Here is a 14,320-nt window from a genome sequence, read left to right on the forward strand (position 1 = left end):
GCCGCGGTCAGAACACGGATTCGCTCAGAACCGTGCCGGCCTGGTCCAGGCCGACGAGCACGAGGGAGTAAGGGTGGGAAAGATCCGGCCGCGTGGAGCAGTAGAGGTGCACGCGGTAGAGACCGGCGAGATCGTGAGTGAGCGGCAGCCCGATCAGCGGCCCCAGTGAGCGGCCCTGGCGATCGATCGGTTCGAGGAAGATCCGCGAGGTGGTGGGCGTGTAGGTGGCCTGGACCAGCCACGGGGCGATGACCTCCTGCAGCTGGAAGGAGGCCGGCCGTCCTTGCAGCGCGAGGTTGGTGCGCAGCAGGGTGGAGAATTCGACGGGGGCGGTGGGGTCGTCCGCCACCAGCATCTCCGCCAGCCCAAACGGGGCGGCGTCCGAATCCTTCGGCACGAGGAATTGGAAATGCCCGTAGCGCAGGAGCGGCCGGTAGGCTTTGTCCAGCTGCGGCCGGAGCGGGCCGCGGGACGGCACGCGTTGTTTCAGCAGGTAGTCGTCGAAACCGTCATTGCTGATGATCGCGTTTCGCGGGGTGGCCTGCAGGCGGTCGATGATCCGTTGCTGCGCGGCATCATCCAGCAACCAGAACCAGTGCGTGGCATTTTGCGCCGTGGGGGTGGCGACCCCGCTCCACAGGTTGTAGCTGTACATCCCGGGATAGGAGAACAGCACATCGGCGTGGATCGCGGCGTTCAGGGTCATCAGCCGCAGGGTGAGGCGGGCGTTGTCGCCCGGCCGGATATCCTCGGCCCCGGGCAGGTCGATCGGCTTCGCGTCATGGTAACGCTGCCAGCCGGTTTGCAGCAGCAGACCGAGCTGGCCCAACCCGACCGCGAGGAGCAGGACCCACGCGGAGACCGGCAGGCGCGCCAGACGGCGCGGGGCATATCCGGCGAGCACTGGCCACGAGTCGTTGAGACCCCAGGCAAAGAGGGGCAGGAGCAGGAACGAGCCCCATCCCATCTGGCTGCCGGCGACCGGAAAGGCGTGCAGCACCTGGGGCAGGGCGAGGGTGGTCGCCAGGAAGAGCGCGGCGGAGGCGTTCGCCGACGCGGGGGCGTCGCGGCGCAGCGGAATCAGAAAAACCGGCAGCAGGGGCAGGCTCCACATCAGGAAACGGCTCACCCCCGTGAGGGTGGACCATTGGCCCGCATGCCAGACAAAGCAGGCGACCGCGAGCAGCCGGCCCGCCAGCGCCAACCGGCGGGTGAGCTCGCTCACCCGGCCCTGGCTGCGCAGCTCCAAACCCGCGCGGAAGACCAGGCCACCACCCAGGGCCGCGGCCAGCCAGCCGGCGGCGGGCCAGGTCAGACCGACGAGAAAACTGGCCGGGTGTTGCAACGGGGCGAGCACCACGGCGTGAAACAGTGCGGCCGGCGGCGTCCCACGCAGCGCCATGACGGCGGTCACCGCGGCCACGGTGAGCAGGAAGGCGGTGATGGTCGCGAACCAGAGGCGGACCGGCAGGAGGCCGAGGGCGGAGGGACGTTGCAACCACAGCACCCCGGCGAGCGCGAGGGTCATGTGCACCGCAAACGTCAGGACCCACGGCTCGCCGAGCCGGGACCCCATCAGGCCCCAGGGGACGGCGAGCAGGCCGGCGGTGGCGGCCAGCCGCGCGAGCCGGCGGATCGGCGCCGGCCACGCCGTTAGGAAGAGCAGGCCGCCCCCGGCGCCGGCCAGGAATAAAAGGCCGATATTGATTTTGGTGAGCAGCAGCAGGGCGCCGGTCAGGCCGAGCACCGCCCCGAGCACATGCCACCGGGCTTGGTGCAGGCTGGTCACGGCGACCAGGGTGGCGAGCGCCAGCATGACGGAGATCAGGCCGCCGGGATGGGAGGGCTCGGCACTCATTTGCCAGAGCAGCCCGAAGGTGATGAGGCCGGTCGCGAGCGCGGCCAGCCGCGAACCGCAGAGCCGGCCGGCGATTAAGCCGCCGGCGAGGGCGCAACCCACCCAGTGCAACGCCGTCAGGCCGCGGCCGAAGTCATGGGACAGCGTACTCGCGCCGATCGTCCCGGCCAGCCAATGGTACAGGTAGGGCCAGGGGCCGTATTGGGAAAAAATCTCGGTGTACAGCCGGCCGCCGGCGATGAACTGCTGGTAGGTGATGAGCACATAGCCTTCATCATCGTAGAGCATGAACGTGGTGTTGAGGAGCAGGTAGGCGGCGACGAGGAGCACCGCCCCGAGGGCCGGCCAGAGCAGGCGCCACCACCCCGGCCGGCTCATGGCCGGCCGGCGGACCGCCGCACGATGAAGAGCGGGCGTTGCTTCGCCTCGTCGTAGATCCGACCAAGGTATTCGCCGAGGATGCCGATGCCGATCAGCTGCACGCCCCCGAGGAAAAGCACCAGCGTCACCAGGGTGGTGAAACCGGTTTGGGCGATCTCGATCCCCAGCAGCCGGCGCACGATGAAAAACACGCCGATGGAGAAACCGAGCCCGCTGATGATCATGCCGGTGTAGGTGAGCAGGCGCAGGGGCAGGCGGGAGAAGCTGAAGACGCCGTCGAGGGCGTAGCGCACGAGTTTCGGAAACGTCTGGCCGGGCTCGCCCGCGGCGCGCTCCTGCCGGTCGTAGGTGACGTCACCCGTGGTGAAGCCGACCCAGGTGCGCAGGCCGGGGAAAAAGCGATGGCGTTCCGGCAGCTGGTTCAGGGCGTCCACCGCATCGCGGCTCATGAGCCCGAAGGTGCCGGTGTTGGCCTCCACGGGAAAATCACTCAGCCGGCCGAAGAGTCCGTGAAAGACATCCATGCCGATCCGGCGCAGGCCGGTTTCCTGCCGGGTGCGGCGGACGGCCCGCACGACCTCGGCCCCTTCGCGCCAGCGGGCGACGAGCGCCGGCAGCAGTTCCGGCGGATCCTGCAGGTCGGCATCCATCGTGATGATCGCATCGCCGGTGGCGTGGGCCAGCCCGGCGGCGAGCGCCGCCTGGAAGCCGAAGTTGCGGGTCAATTCCAGCAATTCGAAACGCGGGTCCTTCCCCGCCTGTTGCCGCACGAGCTCGGCCGTGCGGTCGCGGCTGCCATCGTTCACGAGCACGGTGTGCCAGCGGCAGCCGGCATGGCCGTTGAAGACGGCGGTCAGCCGGTCGAACAGTTCCGGCAGGACGGCCTCTTCATTAAATACCGGGATGATGAGGGTAACGGTGGGGCTGGAGGCGTCCGCGCACATGAAAGGATCGGGAAAATGACAAGGGCGCCGGGGATATGCAAGCGAGGGAAACACCCGGTCAGGGGCGCGCCGCGGCGCGCCCGCGCCAGAGGGCCAGGCTGGCGCTGAGGCCGATCAGGGCTCGACCCCAGCTGATCCCGTGGGGCTGGTCGGCCAGAAAAACGAACCCTAGCTCGAGCTTGTCGTGCCAGTTGACCTGGGCCGCAAGCGGCAGCGTGGTCCACAAGGCCGCCACGTCCGCGGCCTGCCCCAACCAGGCCGATTGGAGGGCAAAGTGCAGGCCGATGCCGAAGGTCAGGTCGATCGTGAGTCCGGTACCATAGAGCAGCTGGAGCCCGCGGGGCAGACCACCCGCCTGCGCCGCCAGCCAGGCCAGGCCGAGGAGGACCAGCGGCTGGAGGCTGATGTGGACGAGGCCGAGCCAGTCGGGGTGGGCGTGGGTGACGATGCCCAGCACGACGACCGTCGGCACGGCGATCACGCTGAAGCGGAAGCCCGGCCCGCGGGGCGTGTGCCAGAGCAGCCAGACCAGCGCTAGGCCTCCGGTCACGCCGAAGGCCCACCACAGCCGCAACTGGTAGAGGATGAACCAGCCGTCGCGCCAGCGGCCGGCCGGGCTGCTTTGTTGCAGCAAGGGATGATCCAGCCCCACGAACGAGACCGGGCTGAGGGTGTTCAGCAGGTTGATGCCGGCGCTCAGGAGCCGTGCCCCGGCGCCCTCCTGCGGGGCGAGGGCCACGGCGGTGTTCTGGGTGAAGGTCGTGCCCAGGCCATACTGGGCGAGGGCCCATCCGACCCAGGGCAGAAACACCAGCGCGGACAACAGCACGGCGGCGAGAACTTCCCGCCGCACGCCGGGCCGGAGCAGTTCGGCCCGCCGGGTGGCCAGCCACGCGGCGAGCAACGCGAGAATCCAGGGTCCGGTCGAGTAGTGCGCGAGCATGCCGCCGGCCAGCGCGAGGGCGGCGGCCACCAGCCGGCCGGGTTCGGCGGCGCCGGGGCGCGGACAGAGTTGCCCCCAGGCCAGCAGCACGAAAAAAGCCGCGGGGAGTTTGGTCCACGGGAAGGTCGCATTCTGCACCAGCAGCGGACTGGCCATCAGCACGAGCAGCAAACGCCATGAGGTGCGCCGGTCGTCGTGCCAGGCCTGGGCCAGCACGGCGAGCGGCAGGAAGACGAGACTGCTCAGCAACGTCAGGAAAACCTGGTGGTGATAAAAGGCCCCGCCGCTGCCGCCCAGGAGCACCGCCGACCACACGTTCACCAGGGGCGGACGGGCGGGCAGCGGGTAGACGTTGAGGAAAAGGAAATCCTGCGGCCAGCGGGCGAGGAAGAAATGCGCGCGGTCATAGTGTTCGAACCAGTCGCGTTGCCAGGCCGCGCCCGAGTAGTTGACGACCAGCATCTGCCAACCCAGGCACCAGACCGCGAGCAGCGCCCACTGGCCGGCGAGCCGGCGCACGGCGGCATCGGCCAGCAAGGCGCGGATGGCCTGGGGCCCGGCGAGGGCCAGCGCGGTGCCGAGGGCCGGCGCGAGCCAGAACCACCGCAGCGGGACGCCGGCCGTGTAGAGACCGAAGCCGACCAGCCAGCCGGTCAGCAGCGCGGCGCCCACGGCCAGCGCGAGCCGCTCGGGGGCCGGCCACCGGCGGAGCAAGGTCAGCCACGGCACACCGAGGCCGGTGATCGCCGCGAGAAAGAGCAGGTGGTCGCGGATCAGGAGTCCAAGCACCGGGTCCTCCTTGATGGGTGGGTGTGAGTGAGCGGTTGAAGGGGGATCGCTCCCGCCGCGCTGATCGGCCCGGGCAGGATGCGGTAGAGCACCAGATCATCACTGATCAGGACAATCCTCAGCTGGGACATGGGTTCCCGGAACAACGCGGCTCCGGCCAGGTAGCGGGTGTTGAGTTCACCGCGATAAGACAGCACGTAGGCGAAGCCGGCGGCGAGAAGGTGCCGGGCCTGATCTTGCGGCCCGATCTGAGGGGAAAATAAATCGCCAACGGCCGGACTCCAGGGAGGGGCGCACCGGACGCCGAGATTCTGCAACTGGGTCTGTGGCCCGAAAACGATGACCCCCTCGGTCCCGACCGTGCGGGCAATCGTGCGCAGCACCTCGGGGTCGGGGAATTCGTGGATGGCATTGCCGGCGCGCAGCCACTGGGACGGGGGCACCCGATATGGATTTGCCGGCAACGTCAGGTTCTTCAGCGCGGCGTCCGCCGCCAACAGGCAGAGGGCCAGGGTGACCCCCGCGAGGTGGGTGCGGCCGGGCACCCAGCGGGCGAGCGCCGCGCCGCCGCCGACGGCACAGAGGGCGAACGCGGGGTTGAGCAGGCGCAAGCCATAGAAGTAGCCGCCGGCGGTGTGGCCCAGGGACAGGAGATACAGGCCGAGCATCACGACACAGATGACCAGGGCGGTCCGCAACCGGCGGAAGGCGACCAGCGCGCCCGTGAAACCGGCGAACAGAGCGGTGAACCCGTAGGTGAGGAACACGCGGGGTGCCTCGGGCGGCAGCTGTCGCCAGGAAAAATATTCCTGATAAAGCGCCATGAGCCGGGCATGGGCCTCGTTCTGGGGAAACCAGCCGGCCAGCGCATGGTTGAAGAGCGGGTGGCCGGTGTGCAGCCAGTTGCGCGCATACCATGGCAACACCAGCAGGGCGGCCGTCGCGAAGAAGAGCAGCCGCGCCGAGGGCGAGAGTCTCCGGTGCACCACCAGCAGGAAGCCCAGCAGTGGGAAGACCAATCCGTATTCCCGGGCCAGCGCCCCCAGGGCGGCGCAGACGGCGGCGGCGCAGACGGCGGCACGGGTTTCCTGGGTCCGGTCGCGCGGCAGGTAGAGCAGGAGACCCAGGACGGAAAGCGCCGTCAGCCCGGTTTCCTGTCCCATGCCCGCGGCCCAGGGCGCGAGGGGCATGGTGGCCAGCAGCAACCCGGCGAAGGTGGCCGCCCGCTCGGAAAACTCCCGCCGCGCCAGCGCCCGCGTGGCGGCGAACAACAGCACCACCTGGCAGATCACGAGGGGAGCGGTGGCCACCGGCCGGATGGCCCCCGCGAGCAAATACACCCCGTGATAAAGCGTGGAGACCAGGGGCGCGATGCCATCCGGCCAGCCATAGATCGCGTAGTCGGCCGCGGTGACGGGCGGATAAAAGGCAAGACTGGCCTGGGTCCACATCTGGCGCGCCAGATGATCCCAGCGGAAGAGGGTGTCAGCGCCATGCAACGGCTGCGCCACGGCCCGGTAGGCGACCACGAGAAGCACGGGCAGCAGCGGCAGCCAGCCCAGCGCGCGGTTGAGGCCGGGGGCCGCGCCCGGCTGGGCCGGCGCGGATCCGGCCGCGGGCAGCCGGCGGGCGAGGAGCACGGCGATGGTCACGACCAGACTCCAGCTGGTGAAAAGCACGGGCCGGTTCAAGCCGAGGGACAAGGCATCAGCGGCCAGGACCAGCCCCAGCATCACCGCGCCGCCCCCCGCGAATCCGGCCAGCAGTGGCAGCGGCAGACCGGCGCGCCGGGCGAGCCACCAGCCCGGTCCCACGAGGAGGGCCAGAGCCAGCAATCCAGTGGCGAGGTCGGTGATCATGGCTGGATACCGGCGCTCACCATTGCGCCCTCCCGACGGGAGAACACGTGATAGACGGCGTCAAACTGCAGGTATCCCCGGCCCGGCAGAACGGGCACGGAGTCAACTGAGGGGCGGACGTCGAACGTGCGCACGAGCCGGTAGGTTCGGCCCAGCAAACCCGGGTCGCTCAGTTGCACCGTGCCAACCTGGTCGGGTCGCAACACCAGCCACTGGGGCTCGAGGTGCCGGATGAGCCGGGCATAGCTGGTGTGGCCATCGCGCCAGGCGGTGACGACCTCGGGTGAGGCGAGCCCCGGAAAATCCAGCATCTTCAGTCCCGAAAAATAGCCGATGTAGCCGAGCGGTTCGAGAAAGACGCGGTCACCGGGGGCGGCCTGGTCCCGCAACCAAAGGCCCAACTCGCGGCGGTGATCGTGCTCGATCAGCCGCTGTTGGGTGCGCATCTGCCAGCCGACGGCGACGAGCATCCCGGCCTGGAACACAAAGAGGCTGGCCGCGGTGATCCGGGTGCAGCGCCCGAGCAGGCGCCACGCCGGGGCGGCGGTCGCCGTGTGGCGCCAGGCCAGGTCGAGGAGCCAGGCCCAGCTCACGCAGGCGAGGGCCTGCCAGACCGGGAAATACCAGGGAGAGCGCGGAATCAGCTCGAGGTAGAAACCGCCGAGGAACAGGGCCGCCGAGGCGACACGGCCGCCGGGACGCACGCCAGGCAGGACCCAGGCGAGCGCGGCGGGCACGGCCAGCAGGCGGGCCAGCCAGGGGACGAACGCCGGCCACCCACCCAGATAGTAATACGAGGGCATGAACAGGTCGTGCAACGCGACCTCACCGAACAGCAACCGCCAGGGATAGAACAGCAGGGCGACGACCGGGCTGGACTGAACCTCCAATCCGCTCTTCGCCAGAATGGTATGCGGTACCGGTGAGCCGAAGTAGGCCCATGATCCGATCAGCCAGGGCAGGTAGAACAGGGCCCCGAGCAAGACCGCGCGGGCAAGATAGGTCAGGTCTTCACGCCAGGTGGCATCCTTGCGTTCACGGCCAAAGGTAAACCACGCGACGGTCAGCGCCAGGCAGACAATAAAGCCGTCCGGCCGGGTCCATTGCAGGCCGGCGTAGCCCCCGGCGAGGGCGAGGACCGAACGGCGCTGCAGCAAGGCGCTCCAGGTCAACACGGCGAACAGCACCATCCAGGCGGATTCCATGCCGTTGCCGGAGAAGTCCACGATCTTCGGGTCCAGCACGAGAAACCCGGCGGCGGCAGCCAGGGCCGGGACGCTCAGGTCGGCCCGCCGGCCTTCCTGCACCAGTCGCGCCACCGCGCCGCCCAGCGCCGCAGCGGAGACGAGCCGGAAAAGCCAGAGCGCCTGCGCGGCGGGATCGGCGCCGCCACCGAGCGCGAACAGGGCCGGCAGCAGCGTGCCCAGGGGTGAGGTGAAACTATGCACCCGTTCCCCGGGCTGGAAGACCAGGCCGTCGCCCTGCGCGAGGTGCAGGCTGCTGCGGAAGGTGATGTAGAAATCCTCCCAGACGTGGCCGGTGCCGGCGGCAAAAAGCAGGACCACCAGCGCGGCGGCCCCGGCGGCCAGCAAGGCAAGGGAGAGGGACGGGCGGACGGACATGCCTCGTGGGCGAACTCAGCGAAACAGATTGTATTTCACGATCGCGTAGAGCGCACGGAAGCCGTCGCGCCAGCCGATCTTTTTTCCCTCGGCGTAGGTGCGGCCGTAGTAGCTGATGCCGACCTCGTAGACGCGGCAGCCCTCGAGGCGCGCGACCTTGGCCGTGATCTCGGGCTCGAAGCCGAAGCGGTTCTCCTCGACGGTGATCCTCTGCAGCACGTCGCGGCGGAAGACCTTGTAGCAGGTTTCCATGTCCGTGAGGTTGATGTTCGTCATCATGTTGGAGAACAGCGTGAGGAAGCGGTTGCCCACCATGTGCCAGAAATAGACCACGCGGTGCGCGTCGGCGCCCATGAAACGCGAGCCGAAGACGACGTCGGCCTTCCCGTCGAGGATCGGCTTGAGCAGCTTGGGGTATTCCTGCGGGTCGTATTCGAGGTCGGCGTCCTGCACGATGACGGCGTCGCCGGTGGCGGCGGCGAAACCCGTGCGCAGGGCCGCGCCCTTGCCGCAGTTCATCGGGTGGTAGATGATCTTGGTCACCAGCGGCTCGATCTCGGATTTCAGGATGTCACGCGTGCCGTCGGTCGAGCAGTCGTCCACCACGATGATCTCCTTATTGGCCACGGGGGCGGCGCGCACGGCGTCCACGATCGCGCGGATGGTGGTGCGCTCGTTGTAGCAGGGGATGACGATGGAGAGTTTCATGCGAGAGGCGGGAGCAGCCTAGGCGACGGGGGCCGCGGGGGAAGGATTTTCCCCGGGAGCGGGGCAGCGGGCCAGGGCCAGCAGGTGGAGCGGTCGCACCGCCTCGGTCCCGGTCACGTTCCAGCCCGTGGCTTCCAGGCTCGCGCGTTGCAGCGGGAGATCGAAGACGTGGTGGTGGAGGCAGCGGTTCTCAGCGTTGCGCCGGGAGCGGGCGGCGAATTCCGCCGGCGAGCCGGCCCAGGGATCGCGCCGCAGGTCGTGCTGGGCGAGGATCTCGTCCAGATGGGTGAGGTCGTCCTCACCCGTGCCGCGCGCGTCGTCGTCTTGCAGGTGCGCCAGCGACGTCACGGGGCGGCGGTGATCGAAGGTGTGGGCGCGGTCGGGGAGCAGGAGGACCAGGTGCCCGCCGGGACGGACCACGCGGCGCCACTCGCGGAGGGCGGCGAGGGGATTGGCGACGTGTTCGAGGCAGTGGGAGGAGAGGACAAAATCGTAGCTGGCGTCGGGGATCCCGTGCAGGGCCGTGGCCTCGCGCAGGAATTGGCGGCCGGGGGCCTTGCGGGGATCGAAACCGAAGGCGCCGTCATCGCGCAGTCCGGCCTCCCAGGCGGTCTGCGAGGCGAAGTTCACGTTGTCTACGCGGGCGGCCACCGGATACACCGGCAAAATTTTACCAGCCATAAACACGCGGCTGGGACCGCCGATCTCGAGCCCGACGCGGTCGCGGGTGGCGGCGAGGATGGCGGAGGCCAGCGCGGCGCGGGCGGGCCAGAGGCGGTTGTACACGGCCGAAGTGAGCGTCCGGGCGTCGGCATGCCGGAGCCGGCGGAGAAAGGTGAGGGCACGGGCGGAGGCAGCCACGCCGGGTTTATCGCCGCACGGCCGGCGGCGGGCGAGGTTTTTGTCCGGGGCTGGCGTCGCGGCAGCCTTGGAATCTACTGGCCAGCGGCGACGGGCTTTGGCCTGCTGGGGCCAGCCACTGCACGCATGAATCCCGAGTCTCCAGAGGGTATGGTCACCCCGCCTGCGACCATGAATCCCTACCGTTTTGCCTGGGCGGTGGCGAAGGACCGGTTGCGCTGGGACCTGAGCCGGGAGTCGTGGCGGTCGCGCTCCCGCCTGCGGGCCCTGAAAAACACCCAAAGCGGCAGGAAAGCCGTGATCGTTTGCAACGGACCCAGCCTGTTGAAATCGGATCTCTCGCTCCTCGCCGGGGTGTACACCTTCGGTCTGAACAAGATCAACCTCCTCTTCGAGCAAAGCGACTTTCGTCCTTCCTGCGTGGTGTCGGTCAATCCTCATGTGATCACGCAGAACGCGGCGTTTTATGCCGGCACCGAGCTGCCGCTCTTTCTCGACAGCCAGGCCCGGTACCTGATCCCGGCGCGACCGAATGTCACCTTTGTCCACAGTTCCTTGGAAGCGCGGGTCGTGGCGGATGTGTCGGTCAGCCTGAATCAGGGCTACACCGTCACCTGCGTGGCTATGCAACTGGCGCTGCATCTCGGGTTCGACTCGGTCGCGCTCATCGGCTGCGATCACAACTTCGCCACCAAGGGACCGGCCAATGCCGAGGTACGGGCCGACGGGGCCGACCGGAGCCACTTTGACCCCCGCTATTTCTCCGGCGGGCAGAAATGGAATCTGCCCGACTTGGCGGCCAGCGAGTATTATTATTCCCAGGCCGCCACGCTGTATGGTCGGTTGGGACGCAAACTGTGGAACTGCACGGAAGGCGGGGCGCTGGAACTGCTCCCCCGGTGCAGGCTCGAAAACTTTGTGCGCGGGGACACCGGCGACGGTTCATGAGTCTGCCCACGCTCAGTCTCGTCACGATCACCAAGGACGACCCCGCGGCGCTCGCGCGGACCCTGGCGAGCACCGCCGGTTGGCGGCAGCGGCCGGGCGTCCAGCAGATCGTGGTCTTCGCCGGGGCGGAGCCGGCGGCCTGGCCGGAGGGCGTGTGCGCACTCCGCCAGACCGGCGACGGGATCGCGTCCGCTTTCAACGAAGGCTTGCAGGTAGCCCAGGGCGAGTGGGTTTGGTTCCTCAATGGCGGCGACGCGATCCACGAGGATCTCGCGCCGGAGTGGCTGGAGACGTTGCTGGCCCGAACCCGCGCCGATCTGGTGATCGGGAGTATCCAGGGTGACGGCGATGCCGCTCCGCGGGAACTGACCCCGCTGCGCGAGCAATGGCCGCTGTTGCATTCCTGGCCGCCGCACCCGGCGACCCTGGTGCGGCGCGAGGTGCTGCGGCGCGCCGGCGGGTTTTCCCCGCGTTACCGGGTGTGCATGGACTTTGATCTTTGGCAGCGGTTGCTCGGAGCCGGCGCGCGGGCGGATGTCATCGCGGTGCCGCTGGCGCGTTTCGACCTCGGCGGGCTGAGCAGCCGGCCGGAAAATGCCGGCCTGGTGTTTCGGGAAAACGGTGACGTGCTCTGGCGGCATCAGGGCGCCGTGTGGCGCACGATTGGGCGGGGCGGATGGGGCTTGATGGTTGGCTGGCTGCGCGCGCTGCGCCATCGCTTCCTGTGAGCATGGCCATGAGCGCGCAACGGCCGGACATCACCGTGATCGTGCGGACCTCGGGTCGGTCGCGCTGCTACCTGGACCGGGCGCTCGCGTCGATCCGCGCCCAGACCTGCCGGCCGGCGCAGGTGATCATCTCGGATGATGCGTCTGCCGGGCCGACACCGGACGTGGGTGACCCGGGCATCGTCTGGGTGACGCGACCGCCGGATGAATCGCCCAACCGGTCGAAAGCCCTGAACCGCGGCATCCAGCACGCCGGCACCGCTTGGCTGGCTTTCTTGGACGATGACGATACCTGGCATCCGGAATTTCTGGCCCGCATGCGCACGGCTGTCACCGGACCCACGACAGCGGTTTGCTGCCGCACCCAGGCCCGTTATGAACACGAGGTGGAGGGACGGTTCCAGCCCCTTGGGGAGGAGCCGTTCAATCCCGGTTTGTACGGGATCACCCTGTCCCGCCTGGCTGCGGCGAATCTTTTCACAAACAACGCCGTGCTCTGGCCGCGGGATTTTTTCACGACCCTGGGGGGATACCGCGAGGATCTCACCATGCTGGAGGATTGGGAATTCAACGTGCGGGCGGCGCAGCGTTTTTCCTTGGCCGTCTTGCCCGAGACACTGGCGTATTATCACCAGCGGCCCCGTCAGGACGGAGGGTTGGCCGCCAATTCGGCCAAGACGCAGCACGACCGTGCCCGGGATCAGCTTCTGCAGGAATGGCGCGCCGCTGGCCTGCTGCCGCCGGACCGGGGCTGGCGATGGGTGGCCAACCGCGGTCGCGAGTTGCGCCACCGCTGGGCCCGCTGGCGCTTTACTACGAGGTGGGGTCCGAACGCATGAACCCCGATCATCAGCTTTGCGCGGTGGTCGTGCTCTATCATCCCGAACCCGACGTCGGGGAGAACCTCCGCGCGCTCGTCCGCGAGTGTGGGCGGGTGGTGGTGGCGGACAACGGCTGTCCGGTCGATCTGCGCGACCGGCTCGAGGCGTTGCCGGGAGTGACGTGGCTGCCGATGGACGGCAATGTCGGCGTCGCGACGGCCCTCAACCGCGGACTCGCTTGGGCGCGGTCCCAGGGGCTGGCGTGGGCGCTCACGTTTGACCAGGACAGCCGGCCCGAGCCGGGCATGGTGGCGGCGTTGTGGCGAACGGCGCAGGCGCAGCCCGCGGCGGCCGTGATCTGTCCGCGGGTGCACGAGGCAGGCTCGGTGCCGGCGAACTACCGGTGGGTGAGGCGGCATCCGGTGCTGCCGGGATTGTTCCAGCGCGTGGCGTGCACGGGGCCGGACCTGCCGGAGGTGACCATGGCGGTCACCTCGGGATCCTTGTTTGACCTGGCGGCGTGGGACCAGCTGGGCCGCTTTGACGACGGATTTTTCATCGACTACATCGATACCGACTACTGCCTGCGGGTGATCCGGGCCGGGCGGACGGTGGCGGTGGCGGGCGGCGCGGTGCTGCAACACCGGCTGGGGGCGCGGCAGGCGCGGGTGGTGCTGGGGCGTGATTTTCGCCCGATGAACCATGCGGCGTTCCGGCACTATTACATGGCGCGCAACCGGGTAGCCGTGTGGCGGCGGCATGCCCTCGCGGTGCCGCACTGGGCGGTCTTTGATTTCTGTTTCACGTGGTACAATCTCGCGCGCGTGCTGTGCTTCGAGTCGCAGCGGGGCGCCAAGGTGCAGGCGATCCTGCGGGGCACGTGGCACGGCCTGCAGGGGAGAAGCGGACCGATCGCATGAGCACCGAGTCCGCACCGATCCTCTCGGTCATCATCGTCGCGTATCAGTCGCGCGACGAACTGCCGGCCTGCCTTGGCTCGCTGCCGCAGATGCTGCTCGGCCGGCCGGTCGAGATTTGCGTGGTGAACAACTCGCCGGGCGACGGGGTCGCGGCGTGGATCGCTGGCGCGTTCCCGCGCGTGCGTTGCCTCGAACCGGGCGCGAACCTCGGATTTGGCCGCGCCAACAACGCCGGGTTCCGCGTCACGACCGGCGAGTGCGTGCTGTTCCTCAATCCCGACACCATCAGCAACGAGGCCGCGCTGGTCCACTGTGTCGGTCGCGTGCTAGGCGAGCCGCGGCTCGGGTTGATCTCACCGCGGTTGGTGCAGGCCGACGGCACGATGGATGCGGCCTGCCGGCGCAGCATCCCGACGCTGTGGGATGGATTTTGCCGGGCGAGCGGGCTGGCGGCGGCGTTTCCAGGCACGGCCTGGTGCGCGGGCTACAACCTCACGCACCTGCCGGTGGACGGGACCTATGCGGTCGGCGCCATCAACGGGGCGTTCATGCTGGGCCGGCGCGAGGTGCTGGCAGCCGTGGCCGGTCCGTCCGGTGCCGTCTTTGACGAGAGTTTCTTCATGTATGGCGACGATCTGGACCTGTGCATCCGCGTTGCCCGGGCCGGATTTCAAGTCGTGTACGACGGGCGGGTGTCACTCACGCACCTCAAGGGCCTGAGCGTCGCGAAGGATTACGACCGCATGGCCGCGGCGATTTTCGATGCGAACCGCGATGTCTACCTGAAGCATTTCGGTCGTTCGGCCTATGCGCGCGGGAAGTGGCGCACCGCCTTCGGCCTTTGGAAGCGGCTCGCACTCTGGCGCGCACGGCGGCGGGGCCACCGGGCGGTGCGTCCGGTGTAGGCATACGATTCGGCCCGCGCTCCTCCAAAAGAC

At 68.8% G+C, this 14,320-nt stretch carries 12 protein-coding genes; 5 read left to right on the forward strand and 7 right to left on the reverse strand.

The window, feature by feature from the left end:
• Positions 1–7: 7 nt before the first annotated feature.
• From Verru16B_RS07960 to Verru16B_RS07990, 7 genes are read right to left on the reverse strand one after another with little or no spacing between them, the layout of a single operon-like run.
• Positions 8–2,236 (reverse strand): hypothetical protein, encoded by a 2,229-nt coding sequence (locus Verru16B_RS07960; RefSeq protein ID WP_069961781.1) that lies wholly within the window; start codon positions 2,234–2,236, stop codon positions 8–10.
• Positions 2,233–3,183 (reverse strand): glycosyltransferase family 2 protein, encoded by a 951-nt coding sequence (locus tag Verru16B_RS07965; RefSeq protein ID WP_069961782.1) that lies wholly within the window; start codon positions 3,181–3,183, stop codon positions 2,233–2,235. The genes Verru16B_RS07960 and Verru16B_RS07965 overlap by 4 nt, the downstream gene beginning before the upstream one ends.
• Before the next feature lie 58 nt (positions 3,184–3,241).
• Positions 3,242–4,915, reverse strand: coding sequence for a hypothetical protein (locus tag Verru16B_RS07970; protein WP_069961783.1), 1,674 nt, complete (start codon positions 4,913–4,915; stop codon positions 3,242–3,244).
• The gene (locus Verru16B_RS07975) at positions 4,900–6,774 is read right to left on the reverse strand and encodes a glycosyltransferase family 39 protein (RefSeq protein ID WP_069961784.1); all 1,875 of its coding nucleotides are present in this window, start codon (positions 6,772–6,774) and stop codon (positions 4,900–4,902) included. The genes Verru16B_RS07970 and Verru16B_RS07975 overlap by 16 nt, the downstream gene beginning before the upstream one ends.
• Positions 6,771–8,396: a hypothetical protein gene (locus Verru16B_RS07980; protein ID WP_069961785.1), complete on the reverse strand. Its 1,626-nt coding sequence runs from the start codon at positions 8,394–8,396 to the stop codon at positions 6,771–6,773. The genes Verru16B_RS07975 and Verru16B_RS07980 overlap by 4 nt, the downstream gene beginning before the upstream one ends.
• Before the next feature lie 15 nt (positions 8,397–8,411).
• Positions 8,412–9,104, reverse strand: a complete 693-nt coding sequence (locus Verru16B_RS07985; protein ID WP_069961786.1) for a glycosyltransferase family 2 protein — start codon at positions 9,102–9,104, stop codon at positions 8,412–8,414.
• A gap of 18 nt (positions 9,105–9,122) precedes the next feature.
• Positions 9,123–9,965, reverse strand: a complete 843-nt coding sequence (locus tag Verru16B_RS07990; protein ID WP_069961787.1) for a methyltransferase domain-containing protein — start codon at positions 9,963–9,965, stop codon at positions 9,123–9,125.
• A gap of 171 nt (positions 9,966–10,136) precedes the next feature.
• On the opposite strand from Verru16B_RS07990, the gene Verru16B_RS07995 reads away from it, so the two are divergent.
• From Verru16B_RS07995 to Verru16B_RS08015, 5 genes are read left to right on the forward strand one after another with little or no spacing between them, the layout of a single operon-like run.
• Positions 10,137–10,913, forward strand: a complete 777-nt coding sequence (locus Verru16B_RS07995) for a 6-hydroxymethylpterin diphosphokinase MptE-like protein (protein WP_218918823.1) — start codon at positions 10,137–10,139, stop codon at positions 10,911–10,913.
• The gene (locus Verru16B_RS08000) at positions 10,910–11,641 is read left to right on the forward strand and encodes a glycosyltransferase family 2 protein (RefSeq protein WP_069961789.1); all 732 of its coding nucleotides are present in this window, start codon (positions 10,910–10,912) and stop codon (positions 11,639–11,641) included. Before Verru16B_RS07995 ends, Verru16B_RS08000 begins: the two co-directional genes overlap by 4 nt.
• A 2-nt stretch (positions 11,642–11,643) precedes the next feature.
• Entirely contained in the window at positions 11,644–12,480 is an 837-nt protein-coding gene (locus Verru16B_RS08005; protein ID WP_069961790.1) for a glycosyltransferase family 2 protein, read from the forward strand.
• On the forward strand, positions 12,477–13,382 hold the full coding sequence (locus tag Verru16B_RS08010; protein WP_069961791.1) for a glycosyltransferase family 2 protein: 906 nt from the start codon (positions 12,477–12,479) through the stop codon (positions 13,380–13,382). Before Verru16B_RS08005 ends, Verru16B_RS08010 begins: the two co-directional genes overlap by 4 nt.
• Entirely contained in the window at positions 13,379–14,287 is a 909-nt protein-coding gene (locus Verru16B_RS08015; protein ID WP_069961792.1) for a glycosyltransferase family 2 protein, read from the forward strand. Before Verru16B_RS08010 ends, Verru16B_RS08015 begins: the two co-directional genes overlap by 4 nt.
• Positions 14,288–14,320 lie beyond the last annotated feature (33 nt).

The organism is Lacunisphaera limnophila, from assembly GCF_001746835.1.
In the GTDB taxonomy this organism is placed as follows: Bacteria; Verrucomicrobiota; Verrucomicrobiia; order Opitutales; family Opitutaceae; genus Lacunisphaera; species Lacunisphaera limnophila.